The sequence below is a fragment of the Synechococcus sp. SynAce01 genome (genome assembly GCF_001885215.1).
In the GTDB taxonomy this organism is placed as follows: Bacteria; Cyanobacteriota; Cyanobacteriia; order PCC-6307; family Cyanobiaceae; genus Regnicoccus; species Regnicoccus frigidus.
Window position 1 is genome coordinate 1,706,142 of record NZ_CP018091.1, and the last position, 15,858, is coordinate 1,721,999.

24 protein-coding genes and 1 tRNA gene are annotated in these 15,858 nt (G+C 64.6%); 6 read left to right on the forward strand and 19 right to left on the reverse strand.

All coding sequences use genetic code 11. From position 1 onward, the window contains the following. Positions 1-8: 8 nt before the first annotated feature. From rplR to rplC, 16 genes are all read right to left on the reverse strand, one after another. The gene (gene rplR, locus BM449_RS08870) at positions 9-374 is read right to left on the reverse strand and encodes a 50S ribosomal protein L18 (protein WP_071800929.1); all 366 of its coding nucleotides are present in this window, start codon (positions 372-374) and stop codon (positions 9-11) included. Between the two features lie 32 nt (positions 375-406). Further along, positions 407-946 carry a 50S ribosomal protein L6 gene (rplF, locus tag BM449_RS08875; protein WP_071800930.1) on the reverse strand — a complete coding sequence of 180 codons (540 nt, stop codon included), beginning with the start codon at positions 944-946 and terminating at the stop codon, positions 407-409. Between the two features lie 14 nt (positions 947-960). Further along, entirely contained in the window at positions 961-1,362 is a 402-nt protein-coding gene (gene rpsH, locus BM449_RS08880) for a 30S ribosomal protein S8 (RefSeq protein ID WP_071800931.1), read from the reverse strand. Between the two features lie 18 nt (positions 1,363-1,380). Further along, positions 1,381-1,920, reverse strand: a complete 540-nt coding sequence (rplE, locus tag BM449_RS08885; protein ID WP_071800932.1) for a 50S ribosomal protein L5 — start codon at positions 1,918-1,920, stop codon at positions 1,381-1,383. Between the two features lie 97 nt (positions 1,921-2,017). Further along, positions 2,018-2,374, reverse strand: coding sequence for a 50S ribosomal protein L24 (gene rplX, locus BM449_RS08890; RefSeq protein ID WP_071800933.1), 357 nt, complete (start codon positions 2,372-2,374; stop codon positions 2,018-2,020). A gap of 1 nt (position 2,375) precedes the next feature. Then, positions 2,376-2,741 (reverse strand): 50S ribosomal protein L14, encoded by a 366-nt coding sequence (gene rplN, locus BM449_RS08895; RefSeq protein WP_071800934.1) that lies wholly within the window; start codon positions 2,739-2,741, stop codon positions 2,376-2,378. Between the two features lie 9 nt (positions 2,742-2,750). Further along, positions 2,751-3,002, reverse strand: a complete 252-nt coding sequence (rpsQ, locus tag BM449_RS08900; RefSeq protein WP_071800935.1) for a 30S ribosomal protein S17 — start codon at positions 3,000-3,002, stop codon at positions 2,751-2,753. A gap of 17 nt (positions 3,003-3,019) precedes the next feature. Then, the gene (gene rpmC, locus BM449_RS08905) at positions 3,020-3,235 is read right to left on the reverse strand and encodes a 50S ribosomal protein L29 (RefSeq protein WP_071800936.1); all 216 of its coding nucleotides are present in this window, start codon (positions 3,233-3,235) and stop codon (positions 3,020-3,022) included. A gap of 2 nt (positions 3,236-3,237) precedes the next feature. Next, positions 3,238-3,723, reverse strand: coding sequence for a 50S ribosomal protein L16 (gene rplP, locus BM449_RS08910; RefSeq protein ID WP_071800937.1), 486 nt, complete (start codon positions 3,721-3,723; stop codon positions 3,238-3,240). 16 nt (positions 3,724-3,739) lie between these two features. Further along, the gene (gene rpsC / locus BM449_RS08915; RefSeq protein ID WP_071800938.1) at positions 3,740-4,468 is read right to left on the reverse strand and encodes a 30S ribosomal protein S3; all 729 of its coding nucleotides are present in this window, start codon (positions 4,466-4,468) and stop codon (positions 3,740-3,742) included. Positions 4,469-4,487: 19 nt separating this feature from the next. Beyond that, positions 4,488-4,850, reverse strand: a complete 363-nt coding sequence (gene rplV, locus BM449_RS08920) for a 50S ribosomal protein L22 (protein ID WP_083544485.1) — start codon at positions 4,848-4,850, stop codon at positions 4,488-4,490. A 13-nt stretch (positions 4,851-4,863) separates the two neighbouring features. Further along, positions 4,864-5,139, reverse strand: coding sequence for a 30S ribosomal protein S19 (gene rpsS / locus BM449_RS08925; protein ID WP_071800940.1), 276 nt, complete (start codon positions 5,137-5,139; stop codon positions 4,864-4,866). Between the two features lie 38 nt (positions 5,140-5,177). After that, positions 5,178-6,041 (reverse strand): 50S ribosomal protein L2, encoded by an 864-nt coding sequence (gene rplB / locus BM449_RS08930; protein WP_071800941.1) that lies wholly within the window; start codon positions 6,039-6,041, stop codon positions 5,178-5,180. A gap of 15 nt (positions 6,042-6,056) precedes the next feature. Further along, on the reverse strand, positions 6,057-6,359 hold the full coding sequence (locus tag BM449_RS08935) for a 50S ribosomal protein L23 (RefSeq protein WP_071800942.1): 303 nt from the start codon (positions 6,357-6,359) through the stop codon (positions 6,057-6,059). Beyond that, on the reverse strand, positions 6,352-6,987 hold the full coding sequence (rplD, locus tag BM449_RS08940) for a 50S ribosomal protein L4 (RefSeq protein WP_071802143.1): 636 nt from the start codon (positions 6,985-6,987) through the stop codon (positions 6,352-6,354). Before rplD ends, BM449_RS08935 begins: the two co-directional genes overlap by 8 nt. Positions 6,988-6,998: 11 nt before the next feature. Continuing rightward, on the reverse strand, positions 6,999-7,646 hold the full coding sequence (gene rplC / locus BM449_RS08945) for a 50S ribosomal protein L3 (protein WP_071800943.1): 648 nt from the start codon (positions 7,644-7,646) through the stop codon (positions 6,999-7,001). A 440-nt stretch (positions 7,647-8,086) separates the two neighbouring features. Here rplC and BM449_RS08950 point away from each other — a divergent pair, with 440 nt between their 5' ends. From BM449_RS08950 to recA, 6 genes are all read left to right on the forward strand, one after another. Next, the gene (locus tag BM449_RS08950; protein WP_071800944.1) at positions 8,087-8,548 is read left to right on the forward strand and encodes an NAD(P)H-quinone oxidoreductase subunit N; all 462 of its coding nucleotides are present in this window, start codon (positions 8,087-8,089) and stop codon (positions 8,546-8,548) included. Further along, positions 8,535-9,578, forward strand: a complete 1,044-nt coding sequence (locus tag BM449_RS08955) for an LdpA C-terminal domain-containing domain (RefSeq protein ID WP_071800945.1) — start codon at positions 8,535-8,537, stop codon at positions 9,576-9,578. Before BM449_RS08950 ends, BM449_RS08955 begins: the two co-directional genes overlap by 14 nt. 140 nt (positions 9,579-9,718) lie before the next feature. Further along, positions 9,719-11,371 carry an AAA family ATPase gene (locus BM449_RS08960; RefSeq protein WP_071800946.1) on the forward strand — a complete coding sequence of 551 codons (1,653 nt, stop codon included), beginning with the start codon at positions 9,719-9,721 and terminating at the stop codon, positions 11,369-11,371. Between the two features lie 118 nt (positions 11,372-11,489). Next, positions 11,490-11,561: transfer RNA gene (locus BM449_RS08965), tRNA-Gln, on the forward strand. Between the two features lie 24 nt (positions 11,562-11,585). Then, positions 11,586-12,335, forward strand: a complete 750-nt coding sequence (locus tag BM449_RS08970; RefSeq protein WP_071800947.1) for an HAD family hydrolase — start codon at positions 11,586-11,588, stop codon at positions 12,333-12,335. Positions 12,336-12,468: 133 nt separating this feature from the next. Then, the gene (gene recA / locus BM449_RS08975) at positions 12,469-13,638 is read left to right on the forward strand and encodes a recombinase RecA (RefSeq protein ID WP_071800948.1); all 1,170 of its coding nucleotides are present in this window, start codon (positions 12,469-12,471) and stop codon (positions 13,636-13,638) included. Positions 13,639-13,677: 39 nt separating this feature from the next. Here the strand turns inward: recA and BM449_RS08980 are convergent, their stop codons facing one another. From BM449_RS08980 to BM449_RS08990, 3 genes are all read right to left on the reverse strand, one after another. Continuing rightward, positions 13,678-14,034 (reverse strand): DUF1815 family protein, encoded by a 357-nt coding sequence (locus tag BM449_RS08980; protein ID WP_071800949.1) that lies wholly within the window; start codon positions 14,032-14,034, stop codon positions 13,678-13,680. Between the two features lie 85 nt (positions 14,035-14,119). Continuing rightward, the gene (locus BM449_RS08985; RefSeq protein WP_071800950.1) at positions 14,120-14,365 is read right to left on the reverse strand and encodes a DUF2839 domain-containing protein; all 246 of its coding nucleotides are present in this window, start codon (positions 14,363-14,365) and stop codon (positions 14,120-14,122) included. A 29-nt stretch (positions 14,366-14,394) separates the two neighbouring features. Next, positions 14,395-15,825, reverse strand: coding sequence for a helicase (locus BM449_RS08990; RefSeq protein ID WP_071800951.1), 1,431 nt, complete (start codon positions 15,823-15,825; stop codon positions 14,395-14,397). Positions 15,826-15,858 lie beyond the last annotated feature (33 nt).

Sequence of the window (15,858 nt, forward strand, 5' to 3'; positions counted from 1 at the left end):
GATCCGGTTCAGAACAGGAGGCCCGCTTCTCGGGCGGCATCGGCAAGGGCCTTGACCCGGCCGTGGTACAGCTTGCCACCGCGGTCGAAGACGACCTGCTGGATGCCCTTGGCCAGGGCCCGCTGGGCCACCAGCTGCCCCACGGCAATGGAAGCATCGCAACAGGCGCTCACTTCGAGGCTGGCGCGCAGGTCTTTGTCGAGGGTCGAGGCGGCACAGAGGGTGTTCTGGGCCTCGTCGTCGATGACCTGGGCGTAGATGTGGTTGTTCGAGCGGAACACAGCAAGCCGCGGCCGTGCCGCCGTGCCGTTGAGGTGGCGACGCAGGCGACGGTGACGCTTCTGGGTCTGCTGTTTGCGTGGAAGGGAGGACATGACGGATAGGGGTAGGGAGGCTTAGGCCGTCCTCATTTCTTGCCAGATTTGCCGGCCTTGCGCAGGATGCGCTCGCCCTCGAACTTGATGCCCTTGCCCTTGTAGGGCTCAGGAGGACGAATGGCGCGGATCTTGGCGGCTTCATTGCCTACCAGCTCCTTGTTGGAACCGGAGACCATCACCTGGGTGTTGTTCTCAACGGAGAAGGTGATCCCCTCGGGAGGAACCATCTCAAGCGGGTGGCTGTAACCGGCGCTGACCATCAGCTTGCGGCCTTGGACTGCGGCCCGGTAGCCGACGCCGATGATCTCGAGCTTGCGGGAAAAACCTTTGCTCACCCCTTCGACCATGTTGGCCACCAGGGTGCGGCAAAGCCCATGGCGTTCGCGGGAGCGACGGCTGCCGTTGGCGGCCTCAACGCGGACAAAGCCATTGTCCTGGCTGACAACAACGCCATCGGGGAGGACGCGGCTGAGCTCACCCTTGGGACCTTTGACCGACACGGCCAATCCGCTCAAGGTGACGGTCACCTTGTCGGGGATGGGGATCGGCGCTTTACCTATGCGTGACATGGATGACCTTCGTATCAGTAGATGTAGCAGAGCACTTCACCGCCCACGCCCTGCTTACGGGCGTCACGGTCGCTCATCACACCCCGGGAGGTGGAGATGATCGCCACACCCAGGCCACCCAGCACCTTGGGCAGCTGACGGGTGTTCTTGTAGATGCGCAGACCGGGCTTGCTGACGCGCCGCACGGAGCGGATCGTCGGCTGGCGATGCTTGCCGCTGTACTTGAGTTCGAGGACGAGATGCCTGAGAACGCCTTCGCCTTCTTCGCTGATCTCAGCGATGAAGCCCTCTTTCTGCAGCACCTTGGCGATGCTGTGGGAGAGGCGCGAAGCCGGAACTTTGGTGGACTGGTGCTTCTTCTCACTCGCATTGCGAATGCGGGTGAGCATGTCTGAAATCGGGTCGTGGTTGGCCATGGTGGGTCCGAAGAGGGCTCAGTTGCTGCGGAACGGCATTCCCATCTCGCGGAGGAGGGCCCGGCCCTCTTCGTCGTTACGGGCACTGGTCACGATGGTGATGTCCATACCGCGGATGGCGTCGATCTTGTCGTAGGAGATTTCGGGAAAGATGATCTGTTCCCGCACCCCGAGGGTGTAATTGCCCCGCCCGTCGAAGCTTTTGGGGCTGACGCCACGGAAATCCCGGATCCTCGGAAGGGCCAGGTTGATCAGGCGCTCCAGGAAGGCGTACATCCGCTGACCACGAAGGGTGACGGCCACGCCGATCGGCATGCCCTCGCGGATCTTGAAGGCCGCAATGGCCTTCTTGGCCCGGGTCACCACCACTTTCTGACCGGTGATGGTGGCCAGCTCCGCGATCGAAGCCTCCAGGGCCTTGGCGTTCTGGGCGGCTTCGCCAAGTCCCCTGTTCAGGGTGACTTTGACCACCTTGGGAACTTCGTGGACGTTGGAGAGGTTCAGATCCTTGAGCAGCTTGGGCTGGATCGTCTCCCGGTAGCGCTGTTTGAGTGACATGGCGGGCTGGGGTTTGCGCTTCTGGACGTGGTCAGAAAGCGAGGAGAGGGGGGAAAGGAAAGGACGCTGTGGCGTCGGTGGTCAGAAGGAAGGCTGATCAGTCGATCAACTCACCGGTTTTCTTGAGCCGGCGTTTTTTGCTGCCGTCGGCCTGGATCTCGATGCCGACCCGGCTGGCCACGGACTTGCTGGTGGAGAAGACCATCAAGTTGGAGGCATGCACGGAGGCTTCCTCGGTGGAGATGCGTCCGCTCTCCCCTTCCTGGACGGGTTTGATGTGGCGTGTGCGCAGGTTGACCCCTTGCACAACAGCCCGGTTCAGGTCGGGAAGGGTGCGCAGAACCTCGCCGGTTTTGCCCTTGTCCTTACCGGCAATCACCTTGACGGTGTCGCCTTTACGGATCCGCATCTTGATGCGTTCCGTTGGCTTTTTCTTAGCGATGGCAGTGGCCATTTCAGATCACCTCCGGGGCGAGCGACACAATCTTGGTGAAGTTCTTTTCCCGCAGTTCGCGAGCGACCGGACCGAACACCCGTGTGCCTTTCGGGTTGTTGTCCGCGCCGAGGATCACCGCCGCGTTGTCATCAAAGCGGATCGAATTGCCGGTGTCGCGGCGCATGGTGGCGCGCGTCCGTACGACCACCGCCTTCACCACATCCGACTTCTTGACTCCCATGTTGGGCATGGCGTCCTTGACGGCGGCAACGATCACATCACCGACGTGGGCGTAGCGGCGGTTGGTGCCCAGAACGCGGATGCACTGGATGCGTTTGGCGCCGCTGTTATCAGCGACATTGAGGTAAGTTTCCTGCTGAATCATGGGGTGACCTCAGTTGGCGCCGGTGGGGTTGAGCACCTCGGCGACAGCCCAACGCTTGGTGCGGCTGAGCGGACGGGTCTCGGTGATACGGACTCGGTCGCCGACTTGGCAACGGTTGTCTTCGTCGTGGGCTTTGTAGCGGATGGTGCGGCTGACGGTCTTTTGATAGATGGGATGGGGAAAGCGGTTTTCGACCGCTACCACCACCGTTTTATCCATCTTGTCGCTGACGACGGTGCCGACCCTTTCCTTGAGTGCCATGGTGGGTATCGGGGGGATCAGGAGGCGGTGAGAGCGGAGCGCTGCCGCTCCTTCTGCACCGTCAGCAGCTGGGCCAGCTTGATGCGGCTCTGCTTGAAGCGGTGCGGGTGCTCCAGACGGCGGGTGGCCCGCTGGAAGCGCAGATCGAACAATTCACGGCGGCAACCGTTGATCTGATCGATCAGATCGGCGTCATTGAGGAGACGCACTTCGGCGATGTCAGGACGGGCCATGGTTAGGACTCTCCAGCGGGAACGGCGTCGAGAATGGGCTCGGGACCGGGAAGATCACCCAGCTCCGTTGCCATTTCGGCTTGGCCGATGAACTTGGTTTTGACCGGCAGCTTGTACTGGGCCAGACGCATCGCTTGCTTGGCGATGGCTTCGGTGATCTCAGGTCCACCCATCTCAAAGAGGATGCGACCGGGTTTGATCACGGCCACCCAGAACTCCGGGTTGCCCTTACCGGAGCCCATCCGTGTTTCGGCAGGGCGCATGGTGACCGGTTTGTCGGGGAAGATCCGGATCCAGATCTTGCCCCCCCGCTTGACGTAGCGGGTCATGGCCCGGCGGCTGGCTTCGATCTGGCGGGATGTGATCCAGCCACATTCCTGGGCCTGCAGTGCAAACTGACCAAAGGCAATGGTGTTGCCTCGGGTGGCGACACCGCACATGCGGCCTCGCTGCTGTTTGCGGAATTTGACGCGTCGTGGACTCAGCATGGTTCAGGGCTCCTGATCACTCTTTGTTGGAGCGGTCTTCAAATTCTTGGGGACGCCGGTTGGCGCGGCGACGTGGTGCTCCAGCGGCGGGCAGTTGCTCCTTCTGCCCGGGAAGCACCTCCCCTTTGAACACCCAGACCTTGATCCCAAGCACCCCGTAGGTGGTGGTGGCCACCTTGGTGGCGTAATCAATGTCGGCGCGCAAGGTGTGCAAGGGCACCCGACCTTCCCGGGTCCATTCGGTCCGGGCGATCTCGGCACCGTTGAGGCGCCCGCTCACCTGGATCTTCAGGCCGAGAACACCGGCACGCTGGGCCCGTTGGACGGTCATGCGCATCACCCGCCGAAAAGCCACACGCTTTTCCAGTTGTTGGGCGATGTACTCGGCCAACAAAAAGGCGTCGGCGTCGACCCTTTCGATTTCCACCACGTTGATGCGCACCTGACGGTTGCGATCGCCGAGGGTGGTTTGGATGCCCGTCCGCAAATCTTCGATGCCGCTGCCTTGGCGACCGACCAGCACGCCGGGGCGTGCGGTTTTGAGTTCCACCTCAAGTTGGTCGGCCTTGCGGGCGATCAGCACATCGCTGATGCCGGCACTCGCATACTTCTTGTGGATGAATTTGCGAATCCGATGATCCTCCTGGAGCAGGAGGGGATAGGTCTTGCTTGGGGCGTACCAGCGGGAGCGGTGCTCCTGGGTAATCCCCAGTCGCAGGCCGGTTGGATGGATCTTGTGTCCCATCAGTCGGTGTCCTCGGGATTCAGGTGATGGGTGCTGCCACAGCAATGCTGATGTGGCAGGTTTGTTTTTTGATGGCGAAGGCCCGCCCCTGGGCGCGGGGACGGAATCGCTTCAGGGAGGGTCCCATGTCGGCGATCGCCGTGCTGATGATCAGCGAGGCGGGGTCAAGGCCGAGATTGTTTTCGGCATTGGCCACTGCTGAGCGCAGCACCTTGGTGATCGGTCCTGTGGAGCGGTAGGGCATGAACTCAAGCAGGATCAGCGCCTCGCGATAGGAGCGGCCGCGGATCTGATCGAGCACCCGGCGCACCTTGGAAACGGATCCGCGGATGTAGCGGCCGTGGGCGCGGGCTTCTGTGCTGGGTGGGGTTGGATTGACCATGGTGTTTCGCTCCTTAACGGGCACCTTTTTTGTCCTTGATGTGGCCGCGGAAGGTGCGGGTGGGGGCGAATTCCCCCAGCTTGTGGCCCACCATCTGCTCGGTCACGTAGACCGGCACATGGCTCTTGCCGTTGTGAACGGCAATGGTGTGGCCGATCATCATCGGCAGGATCGTCGAAGCCCGTGACCAGGTTTTGATCACGGATTTATCGCCGGAGCTGTTCTGCGTCTCGACCTTGCGCAGAAGGTGATCGGCGATGAATGGTCCTTTTTTGAGTGAACGTCCCATGGCGGATTAAGCAGAGTGCAAAACGGGGTTGATGACCATCACGAATCCCGTCCGCCACGGCTCCGCTTGGAGGTGCGGCGACGTTTCCGCAGCACAAACCGGTTGCTCGGCTTGTTGCGCTTTCGGGTTTTGAGGCCGAGGGCAGGCTTGCCCCAGGGGGTGACCGGACCAGAGCGGCCGATCGGAGCGCGGCCCTCGCCACCACCGTGGGGGTGGTCACAGGGGTTCATCACACTGCCGCGCACCTGGGGACGGCGGCCGAGCCAGCGCTTGCGTCCGGCTTTGCCCAGGCTGGTGTTGCGTATTTCCGCGTTGCCCACTTCCCCGAGGGTGGCGTAGCACTCGCGACGCACCAGCCGCACTTCGGTGGATGGCAACTTGAGGGCGACGTAATCACCTTCTTTGGCCATCACCTGGGCACTGGCCCCTGCGGTGCGAACCATCTGGCCACCCCGGCCGGCGTAGAGCTCGACGTTGTGAACGCTCGAACCCAGGGGAATGGCCGAGAGGGGCAAGGCATTGCCGGTTTCGATCGGCACCTGAGCGCCGGCGACAACCGTTTGGCCCAGCTCAATCCCAGCAGGCGCAAGGATGTAACGCTTTTCGCCGTCGGTGTAGAAGAGCAACGCCAACCGGGCGTTGCGGTGGGGGTCGTAGTGGATGGCGGCCACGCGGGCGACCACATCGTGCTTGTCACGGCGGAAGTCAACCATGCGGTAGAGCCGCTTATGGCCGCCGCCACGGTGGCGGCAGGTGATCACGCCGCGGTTGTTGCGACCCTTGCTGCGGTGCTTGGCGACGACCAAGCTGCGCTCGGGTTTGCGCTCAGTGATTTCACTGAAGTCGCTGACGACGCGGCCGCGGGTGCCGGGGGTGTAGGGGCGGTACTTGCGAATTGCCATAACGTTTTAGATCCCTCAGGCCTCTGGGAACAGCTGGATGGCATTGCCTTCGGCAAGGCGCACCACCGCTTTTTTGACTTGGGCGCGTTTGCCCGCGAACCGACCGATCCGCCGGGAGCGACGCGGTGGGTTCATGGTGCTCACGCCGATCACCTTCACCGAGAACAACTCCTCGACGGCGGCCTTGATGTCGGGCTTGGCCGCACGCGGATCCACTTCAAAGGTGTACTGATTCAATTCAAGGCCTCGGGTGGCCTTCTCGGTGATCAGTGGCCTGCGGATCACATCCGCCAAACGGCCTGCAAAACGTTCAGTCATCGTTGTAGACCTCCTGAATCTTGGCCAGTGCCTCCTCGCTCAGCACCAATTGCTTGGCATTGAGCAGGTCGAACACGTTCAACTGGTCGGCGGCGATCAATTTCACCGTTTCGAGATTGCGAACCGAGAGACGCACCGCTTCAGACGGCCCGTCGAGGATCAGCAACACTTTCGCCCCTGCGGCAATATCGAGGCGTTGCAGGGCTGCCACGATCTCGCGGGTTTTGGGGGCTTCCAGGTCGGCGGCGAAACCCTTGACCACGACGATGTCAGCGGCCCGGCTGATCAGGGCCGTACGCAGGGCGAGCCGACGCTCTTTGCGGTTCATGGCCACGGCATAGGAGCGAGGCTTGGGACCGAAGATCACGCCACCACCGGGGCGGAGTGGTGTGCGGATGGAACCCTGGCGAGCGCGACCCGTTCCTTTTTGCTTGTAAGGCTTGCGGCCACCGCCCCGCACCTCGGCGCGGGTGAGTGTGCTGGCCGTGCCCTGTCGGGCATTGGCCAGTTGCCGCACCACGGCGCGATGGACCAGTCCGGCGGCGGACGATTTCTTGGCGACTTTCAGGTCGAGGGAAGCTTCACCAGCTTCCTTGCCTTGCCAGTCGCGAACGACGCATTGAATCATGGTTGCCATCCTCAGTTCGCGTCCTTCGCACCGACACGCAGCGCCGGACGGATGTTGAGCAGGGCGCCGGGCTTGCCCGGAACCGAACCCTTCACCACCAGCAAATTGCGCTCGGTGTCCACCTTCAGGATCGTCAGACCCCTCGTGGTGATTTGCTTGCCGCCGTAGCGGCCGGCCATCCGCTTGCCGGGATAAACCCGGCCCGGCGTGGTGCCGGCACCGGTCGAGCCGGGCTGGCGGTGGTTCTTGGAACCGTGGGTCATGGGGCCGCGGCTGAAGCCGTGGCGTTTCTGATAACCACTGAAGCCGCGGCCGATGGTGTCACCACTGACATCGACCTTCTGACCGGCTTCAAAGCGCTCGACTGTGATCGGTTCACCCAATTCCAAACCTTCAACTGTGTTGAGGCGGTATTCGGTGAGATGACGCAGCAGCTCGCTGCCTGATTTGGCCAGGTGCCCCCGAGCTGGCTGGTTGACGAGTTTCTCGCGAATCTCGCCAAAACCAACCTGCACGGCGGTGTAGCCGTCGCTGCTGGGGGTTTTGAGTTGGGTGATGCGGCAAGGACCTGCCTCGATCAAGGTGACCGGGATGGACTTGCCCTCCGCGTTGAAGAACTGGGACATGCCCAGTTTCTTCCCAAGAATGCCGATGGCCATAGGAAGGGAATAACGCCAGCAAGGACAGCGCCTCAAAGCTTTTGCAAGCCTGAAGACGTGAAGCTGATTCGGGCGAACGCGCTGGACCAGACTGGAAGTCTGATTCCGGGGCTGCACCTGAAAATTCAGGGCAGAACCGGTTGGGCTAGCGGTAGGGCGAAACAGCAGGCTGGGACTTTCCCGCCCGATCGAAATCAGGCGACAGTTTCCCGCCATTCCGATGAATTGCTCTTCTGTCCTTTCAAACGGAAGTGAAAAACCTGGAAATGGACTGGCCTAGGTAGACCTCACCGACAGCGGTGAGGTCCTGCAATGGTCCGGAGGCCCGGCTAGCGGTCGGGCGCAGATCAATTGCACAGCTTTAAACCATACCCCACAGCCTTTCTGACCGGTTTAGGCTTCCGGCTGTCAGATTCAGTCCAGTTGTTCTGGAGCCTCCCATGCCCCTCTTGCTGACTGGCCGCCGCTTCCGTGACGACCTTGAGCAAGCAGGAGCGTTGGCCCTTTATGCCCCGCTCGAAGGCGGAGCCGAAACTCGCCTGATGCGCCGCCTGCGCGCTGCCGGCTACCGGGCCCAGATGACCTCGGCGCGAGGGTTGGGTGACCCCGAGGCCTTTCTATTTGAGCTTCATGGGGTTCGTCCACCCCACCTCGGCCACCACAGTGTTGGCCGTGATGCGGCGGTAGGAACCGTTCAGCGGGTCATGCCGCAGTTGGGTTCCCTCTTGGTCGGTAGCCAACCGATGTTGTTGTGGTTGCTTGAGGCCCAGGTGTTGTCCTCGGCGGAGAGGACATCCCTCTGCAACCTGACCCGCAGGGAACCACGATTGAAGATCGTGGCGGAGATGGGCGGCTCGCGCAGTTTGCGCTGGGAGCCTTTGGAGCAGTGTGTCGACGCCTGAGCAGGCCCTTGCCGCTGGTCGCTGGGTCAAGTTGATCTGCGGGGCCAGCAATCAGGACCTTGCCGGGATCGAGGATCTCTGCGGGATCTACACCCTGGCTGGGGTTCATTGTATTGATGTGGCCGCAGACCCCGCTGTTGCCGCAGCCGCTCGTCGGGGCATGGCCTGGGCGCTTGATCAGGCCATGCCCCGACGAGCGGCTGCGGCTCCGCCCTGGTTGATGGTCAGCCTCAGCGATGGGGACGATCCCCACTTCCGCAAGGCCTGGTTCGATCCGCTGTGCTGCCCAGCTGATTGCCCCCGTCCCTGCCAGCAGGTCTGCCCTGCCCTGGCGATTGCAGCGACCGGTGCTGTTCAGTCCGATCGCTGTTATGGCTGCGGCCGCTGTCTGCCGGTCTGCCCCCATGGGCTGATTGAGGAGCAGGGGCAGATCCTCTCGGCCTCGATGGTGGCGCCGCTGCTGGCCCGCCTCCGGCCCGAGGCGGTGGAGATTCACACCCGCGTTGGTCGTGGCGAGGCCTTCGCCAAGCGCCTGCTGCAGGTGGAGGCTTCCGGGCTGAGCCTGCGGCGGCTGGCTGTGAGCTGTGGCCTGGAGGGCCCTGCCGGCGTCCGCCCGCTCCAGCTGGCCGAGGAGCTCTGGGGGCGGTTTGCCCGGCTGCGCGCCGGTGGCCTCCGCCCGCTCTGGCAGCTCGATGGGCGGGCCATGAGCGGGGATATCGGCCAGGGCACGGCCCACGCGGCTCTGCGCCTGCTCGCGGCGGTGCGACCGATCGCTCCTCCAGGCCCCCTCCAGCTGGCCGGCGGAACCAATGCCTCCACCCTGCCGTTGTTCCGCCGCCAGGCCGGTTCCGCCCTGGCGGCCAGGAGCCAGGCCGCTGGCGTGGCCTTCGGCGGTGTGGCTAGGGCGTTGCTGCAGCCTTTGATCCTCCAGGCCGAACAAAGAGGGCACCGTCTGCTTGATGACCGGCTGCTCTGGCCCCGGGCCCTTGAGCTGGCACGGGGGCTGGTGGCTCCCTGGCTGGCCTGCTGATCGCTAGAACTGCTGGTCAGGGCTTGCCAGACTGCCCTTCGAGTGAATTCGTGATCCCTCCCGGCCCTATCCCGCCGTCTGCTGTCGTCCCGCCCGTTCTCCCTCGGCGGGTCATCGATGACCTCGACCTGCTCCTGGAGATGTTGCCGGATGGCGTGCGTCTGGCGCTGGCGAGTCCTGCCAGCCGCGAGGATCTCCTGGAAATTGTCCTGGATCTGGGCCGCAGCCCCCAGGCGCGCTATTCCGGCCGTACCGTTCAGCTGGAGGCTCGGCTGATCGAGCGCGCCGACCTGGCCTCGGTGGTTCAGCGGCTCGGTCCATTCGGCGGCGACAACCGGGCCGGAATCGAGCGCACCCTGCACCGGATCAGCGCCATCCGCAACCGGGTGGGCGAGGTGGTTGGCCTCACCTGCCGGGTGGGCCGGGCCGTGTTCGGCACCGTGGCGATGGTCCGTGACCTGCTCGATTCCGGCCAGTCGCTGCTGTTGCTGGGCCCGCCTGGCGTTGGCAAAACCACGGCGCTGCGCGAGATCGCCCGGGTGTTGGCGGACGACCTGGAGCGTCGGGTCGTGGTAATTGACACCAGCAATGAGATCGCCGGGGACGGGGACATCCCCCATCCCGCCATCGGCCAGGCCCGGCGCATGCAGGTGGCGCGGCCGGAACTTCAGCACGAGGTGATGATCGAAGCGGTTGAAAACCACATGCCCGAGGTGATCGTGATCGATGAGATCGGCACCGAGCGCGAGGCCCTGGCGGCTCGCACCATTGCCGAGAGGGGGGTGCAGCTGGTGGCCACGGCCCATGGCAACGAGCTGGCCAACTTGATCCGTAACCCGACGCTCTGCGACCTGATCGGTGGTCTTCAGTCGGTCACCCTGGGCGATGAGGAGGCGCGCCGGCGCGGCAGCCAGAAGGCGGTGCTCGAGCGAAGCGCCGCCCCCACCTTCCCGCTGGCGGTGGAGATGCGCAGCCGCAGCCGCTGGCTGGTTCACGTCGATGTAGCCGCCACCGTCGATGGCCACCTGCGCGGCCAGCCGCGCCAGCCCCAGATCCGTGAGCTGGAGGCGGACGGGCGGGTGCGGCTGGAGCATCCCGTTGCGCCGCAGGCGGGCCTGCGGCCGCCACGGCGCCAGACTGCCGCTCTGAGCGCACGCCAGCCCCTGGCCCCGCTCCCCCTGCCTGATCCGGCCGCAGCGCGCCCCGATCGACTGCCAGAGCGACTGCTGGAGCGATTGCCAGATCAACCGCCGCCGCCAGCTCTGATGCGGATCTTCTGCTGCGGTGTCAGTTCCCAGCTGCTGGAGCAGGCGGCGCGCAGCCGTCAGTTGCCGGTGCAGCGGGTGTGTGACCTGGAGCAGGCCGAGGCAGTGCTCAGTCTGCGCCTGCAGCTGGGCCGCGACCCGGAGGTGCGCCGCCTGGCCCAGCGCCATCGCCTGCCGATCCTGGTGATCAAGGCCGACACCCTGCCCCAGGTTGTACGCGGGCTTGAGCGGTTGTTGCGCCGTCGTCAGGAGCTGCCGCCAGGGGGGATCACCCCTGGGGAGTTGGCCCCAGGGCAGGCAGGGGTGGCCATGGGTCCTGTTCCGTGGCCCGAGGATGAGTCTGAGGCGATCAAAGAGTGCCGCCTGGCGGTGGAGCAGGTTGTGCTGCCGATCGGCCGCCCGGTGGAGCTGCTGCCGCGCAGCCCCAGGGTGCGGCGGCTTCAGGCGGAGGAGGTGAGCGGTTACGGCCTTCGCAGTGCGGAATTCGGCAGTGGTGATCAACAGCGTCTGCGCGTCTTCCCCCGTTGAAGGCCAAAAGCGTCGGTCGGCTTCGGCGCGCCGAGGGAGAGGAGATTGACGAAGGACGGCCCGCTGTGGGTAACTAGCAAAGCAACCGGTCCCGAGACGTTCGGCTCCACCGGGTTATTGGGCCGTCGCCAAGTGGTAAGGCAGCGGGTTTTGGTCCCGCCATTCCTAGGTTCGAATCCTAGCGGCCCAGTTTTTTCAGTCAGCGCCTGCCCCTGTGTCTTCCAGACCCCTGCTGGTCTTCGATTTTGACGGGGTTCTGGTCGATGGCATGGCGGAGTACTGGTGGAGTTCCCGCCGGGCCGCTCTGGGCCTCGATCCCAGCCTGGTGTTGCCGGAGCAGGCACCAGTTGGTTTTGCCCGTCTGCGCCCCCTGATTCACAAGGGCTGGGAGATGGTGTTGGTGGCCGCCGAGCTGGCTCGCCCCGGCGCTGATCCGGCTGCGATTGAGGCCGATTACGCCGGAGCACTGTCGGCGGCCCTGGCCCGATCCGGTTGGCAGCCTTCCCTGCTGCAGGCGGCCCTGGAGGAGGTGCGCCGTGGGGCGATCGCCAGCGACCGAGGGCGCTGGCTGGCTCTGCATCGTGCCTATCCCGGCGTGCCCGAGCGGCTGCTGGCCCTCTCTGGCGAAGGTGCCGACTGGGCCGTTCTGACCACCAAGGGTGCGGCCTTTGCCCGCGAGCTGTTGGCCGCCTTGCAGCTGAGCCCCTGGCGGCTCTACGGCCACGAGCAGGGTAGTAAGGCGGAGGTGCTGCTGCAGCTGCGTGGCCTGGGGCGGCCGCTGTGGTTCATCGAAGACCGCCGCCCCACCCTCGAGACGATCCTCTCCACGCCCGGCCTGGAGCAGGTGCGCTGTTTCCTGGCCGCCTGGGGTTACCTGGGGCCAGGCGATCGCACCGCCCTGCCGCCGGGGATCGCCCTGCTGGAGCCCGACCGCTTCGCCGGCCCCTTGGCGATCTGGCCTTGACCCGCTAGCGTACGCCTGTACTAATCTCAGTTGATACGCCAGCTCCCATTGGTGGCATCTGTGCCTTGAGGCCGCTGCCGCTCCCGTGCCGGGATCTTCGCGCCGCAGCCTGTTCCTTTGCTTCCCCTGCTCCATGGCCTCCGATCCCAAGACCACTGACCTCCGGCTCGCCCATCCCCGCTCCGGCGGCTCCAGCCCTGCCGCCTCATCGGAGCGCGACAAGGCGCTCAGCCTGGTGTTGGGACAGATCGAGCGCAACTTCGGCAAGGGCTCGATCATGCGCCTGGGCGATGCCTCCCGCATGCGGGTTGAAACCGTGTCCACCGGCGCGCTCACCCTGGATCTGGCCCTGGGCGGGGGCTATCCCAAGGGCCGGGTGGTGGAGGTCTATGGCCCGGAAAGTTCGGGTAAAACCACCCTCACCCTGCATGCCATCGCCGAGGCCCAGCGCCGCGGCGGGGTGGCGGCTTTCGTCGACGCCGAACATGCCCTTGATCCTGTCTATGCCGCTGCCCTGGGCGTCGACGTTGAAAATCTGCTGGTCTCCCAGCCGGATACGGGCGAGATGGCGCTGGAGATTGTTGATCAGCTGGTCCGCTCTGCCGCCGTTGACATCGTCGTGGTCGACTCGGTGGCGGCCCTGACCCCCAGGGCTGAAATCGAGGGAGAAATGGGTGATCTGGCTGTGGGCAGCCAGGCGCGCCTGATGAGCCAGGCGATGCGCAAGATCACCGGCAACATCGGCAAATCGGGCTGCACGGTGATCTTCCTGAACCAGTTACGCACCAAGATCGGCGTCACCTACGGAAACCCGGAAACCACCACCGGTGGTAACGCCCTCAAGTTCTATGCCTCGGTGCGGCTGGATATCCGCCGCATTCAGACCCTCAAGCGCGGCACGGAGGAATACGGCATCCGCGCCAAGGTGAAAGTGGCCAAAAACAAAGTGGCGCCACCATTCCGGATCGCTGAATTCGATATTTTGTTTGGCCGCGGCATCAGCACCCTCGGTTGTGTTCTCGATCTGGCCGAGGAAACCGGCGTGGTGGTGCGCAAGGGCGCCTGGTACAGCTACGAGGGGGACAACATCGGCCAGGGACGTGACAACACGATCACCTGGCTGGAGCAAAACCCGGAGAAGAAAGAGGTGATCGAAGCAGCCGTGCGCCGCAAACTCACCGAAGGGGCCGATGTCACCGCTAATTCGATGAAGCCTCTGGCAGCGGCTGCCGCCAAGTTGGCGAACACGGCCTCCGCTGTAAACGAAGCAGGGGGCGAAGTGGTTGAAGCCAGCTCGAGCTGAAGGACCTGGCCGTTCAGCTCTCCCTCCCGGCCTTGCTAGTCAGCTGGCCAGGGCCACCGGTACCTGGCTGACGCTGACGGTCTGAGAACCTGTTTCCTGGAGGGAAAGGGCGAGCCGCTGCAGCTCCTGGATCGCTTCGGCACCCTCCAGTTTCACCAGCTCACGACCGTTGCGTGATTCCACCCAGGTGATGCCGAAATCGGAAACGAGGAATCGCACCATGTGGCCATCACCAAGATCGGCCACAAAGGAAGCGCCCTGGGCTTCAAGTCCGTCGCCGCAGGCATAACAGGTGGCAGCCAGTCCCTTGGCCTTGAGGCTGCTGGCCAGAGCCTGCAGGCTCATGACAAGGTCTTGGACCAGGCAGCGATAGTGCTCAGCCAGGCGAAGAAACATGGGAAGGTGCACAAGTAGTGCCGCGATCCTAAGGTTTTCTTCTGATTGTTGAGAGTATAAATACTCAGACCCAGACGGGTTGCGCTCAGCGCCCGTCGGCCAGGTCCCACCAGCCGACAGCGGGGCCGATGAAGCGCACGGTGAGCCAGAACAGCACCAAGGCTGCGATGCCCACCCAGGCACCCTGCGTGGAGAGTTGCACGAAGCGGTCGGCCTGCTGCCGGCTGAGGGGGAGCCAGGAGACCAGCCGCGGCGAGGTGTCCTGGTTGGCCTCCTGTTTTTTTTGGCGGGGGGGCAACCCCTGGGCGAAACGCCTCTTGGCTTCTCCCATCGCGCTGCGTCTGACTGAATGGGCTCAGATTAGGTGGGCAGCAACCGGTTGAGTCCTGACCAGGGTTCCAGCTTGGCGAAGACCTGCTGGCCCCAGCTGCGGCTGCGCACCCGGCCATCGAGGATGGCCAGCCGGCCGGGGCCTCTGCGCAGGCAGGCTGTGGCCCGCTGCAACTGGCCAAGGGCCTCGGGGAGCAGCAGTTCCCGGAACCAGTCCCGACCCTGTTCCCGCAGCCTGGCCACCCGGGCAGCGGTCAGGGGATCCTCGAGGCTGTTGATCGGCAACGGCCCGACGATCAACTGACAAGGCAAGGGCAGCCGGTCTTGGTGGTCGAGCCACCAGGCCCAGCCGCAACAGATCACCCCGTTGCTGGCCGGTGCGGTGTTCTGGTGGCAGACCCGGCTGCCGAACTCGGCGGCCAGGCCGCTGGCCAACGACAGCCTCAGGGCTGGATCCTCCACCAGCACGATGCTCAGACCTGCCTGGGCCAGAACCAGCCGACGGCTGTGGTCCAGTAGGTGGTGGCCGTAGTGGGGGCTGTTCGGTAACGGCTGACGCAAGGGCACGTAGAGGGGCAGTGGGTCGCTCAGGGGTGGTTCAGCGAAATCAACCACTACCCGGGGATTGATGCCGGCGAGGGTGGCTTCCTTGCCGAGCTGGCCCACCAGCACCACGCCCCGTCCGTTGAGCAGCCCCTGCATCAACTCCAACGGTTCCAGGGGTTGGCGGTGCAGTTGCCACTGCAGCTGCTGGCGGTCGGCCGTGGCCCAACTGGCCCAGCGGGGGCCGGCTGAGGCCAGCCAGTCAGGCCATGGATCGGGCAGGGGGCCGAACAGCTTGAGGAGTTGCCGCAGCGGGGCCTCCTCCTCTGCGGCCAAGGGAACCTGGGTTGTCGGGCTCTGCGGGTGGCTGAAGATGCGGCGGCTGAGCCGTTGATGCAGGGAGAGCAGGCTGGCATCAGCCGCGGGCAGGCCACGGCGCAGCTGCTCCCAGTGGCCGTTCTCCAGGCTGATTTCAAGGGCTTGGCGCAACCTGGTCTCCAGCAGCTCCGCCTCCGGGACTACCAGCTGGCGGAGGCCCAGGTCATCGCTGCGCCACGCCTTCACCAGGTCCGTGTGGCTCAACAGCCACAGTCGGGCTTGATCCGGGGCACGTTCCCCTTCCCAGCAGGGCAGGCCAAGCCCCGCGGCACGCAGCCGGGGCAGTTCCACCTGCAGCAGGCGGCGGCGCAGCGGTTCGCTGACCACCAGGGCCAAGGGAGCCTCGCTCATCGCCAGGGGCACCAGCAGTCCCACCAGCCAATCGGGGTCACTGCCCGGCGCCAGCCGGATCAAGGTGTGATCGCTGCGGCGCAGGCTGCGCCCCACCAGGCGGCAGAGCGTGAGGTGATGGGGCCAGCCGCTTCCACCTTCAAGCCGAAGGAGTTGCTTGAGCTGATGGTGGGCTTGGGCTTCCAACATCGCCAAAGCGTAGGAAGCTGGGCTGAGCGGGCC

What these genes read in the sequence shown, in the direction of transcription:
- rpsH (WP_071800931.1), bottom strand. Translation starts at nt 1,362, where the DNA reads ATGGCCAACCACGACCCGATTTCAGACATGCTCACCCGCATTCGCAAT.
- rplV (WP_083544485.1), bottom strand. Translation starts at nt 4,850, where the DNA reads ATGGTCAATCCAACCCCACCCAGCACAGAAGCCCGCGCCCACGGCCGC.
- BM449_RS08985 (WP_071800950.1), bottom strand. Translation starts at nt 14,365, where the DNA reads ATGGGAGAAGCCAAGAGGCGTTTCGCCCAGGGGTTGCCCCCCCGCCAA.
- rplF (WP_071800930.1), bottom strand. Translation starts at nt 946, where the DNA reads ATGTCACGCATAGGTAAAGCGCCGATCCCCATCCCCGACAAGGTGACC.
- rpsC (WP_071800938.1), bottom strand. Translation starts at nt 4,468, where the DNA reads ATGGGACACAAGATCCATCCAACCGGCCTGCGACTGGGGATTACCCAG.
- rplN (WP_071800934.1), bottom strand. Translation starts at nt 2,741, where the DNA reads ATGATTCAGCAGGAAACTTACCTCAATGTCGCTGATAACAGCGGCGCC.
- rpsQ (WP_071800935.1), bottom strand. Translation starts at nt 3,002, where the DNA reads ATGGCACTCAAGGAAAGGGTCGGCACCGTCGTCAGCGACAAGATGGAT.
- BM449_RS08990 (WP_071800951.1), bottom strand. Translation starts at nt 15,825, where the DNA reads ATGTTGGAAGCCCAAGCCCACCATCAGCTCAAGCAACTCCTTCGGCTT.
- rpmC (WP_071800936.1), bottom strand. Translation starts at nt 3,235, where the DNA reads ATGGCCCGTCCTGACATCGCCGAAGTGCGTCTCCTCAATGACGCCGAT.
- BM449_RS08960 (WP_071800946.1), top strand. Translation starts at nt 9,719, where the DNA reads ATGTTGCCGGATGGCGTGCGTCTGGCGCTGGCGAGTCCTGCCAGCCGC.
- BM449_RS08950 (WP_071800944.1), top strand. Translation starts at nt 8,087, where the DNA reads ATGCCCCTCTTGCTGACTGGCCGCCGCTTCCGTGACGACCTTGAGCAA.
- rpsS (WP_071800940.1), bottom strand. Translation starts at nt 5,139, where the DNA reads ATGGGACGTTCACTCAAAAAAGGACCATTCATCGCCGATCACCTTCTG.
- recA (WP_071800948.1), top strand. Translation starts at nt 12,469, where the DNA reads ATGGCCTCCGATCCCAAGACCACTGACCTCCGGCTCGCCCATCCCCGC.
- BM449_RS08980 (WP_071800949.1), bottom strand. Translation starts at nt 14,034, where the DNA reads ATGTTTCTTCGCCTGGCTGAGCACTATCGCTGCCTGGTCCAAGACCTT.
- rplP (WP_071800937.1), bottom strand. Translation starts at nt 3,723, where the DNA reads ATGCTGAGTCCACGACGCGTCAAATTCCGCAAACAGCAGCGAGGCCGC.
- rplE (WP_071800932.1), bottom strand. Translation starts at nt 1,920, where the DNA reads ATGTCACTCAAACAGCGCTACCGGGAGACGATCCAGCCCAAGCTGCTC.
- rplX (WP_071800933.1), bottom strand. Translation starts at nt 2,374, where the DNA reads ATGGCCACTGCCATCGCTAAGAAAAAGCCAACGGAACGCATCAAGATG.
- BM449_RS08935 (WP_071800942.1), bottom strand. Translation starts at nt 6,359, where the DNA reads ATGACTGAACGTTTTGCAGGCCGTTTGGCGGATGTGATCCGCAGGCCA.
- rplC (WP_071800943.1), bottom strand. Translation starts at nt 7,646, where the DNA reads ATGGCCATCGGCATTCTTGGGAAGAAACTGGGCATGTCCCAGTTCTTC.
- rplR (WP_071800929.1), bottom strand. Translation starts at nt 374, where the DNA reads ATGTCCTCCCTTCCACGCAAACAGCAGACCCAGAAGCGTCACCGTCGC.
- rplD (WP_071802143.1), bottom strand. Translation starts at nt 6,987, where the DNA reads ATGATTCAATGCGTCGTTCGCGACTGGCAAGGCAAGGAAGCTGGTGAA.
- rplB (WP_071800941.1), bottom strand. Translation starts at nt 6,041, where the DNA reads ATGGCAATTCGCAAGTACCGCCCCTACACCCCCGGCACCCGCGGCCGC.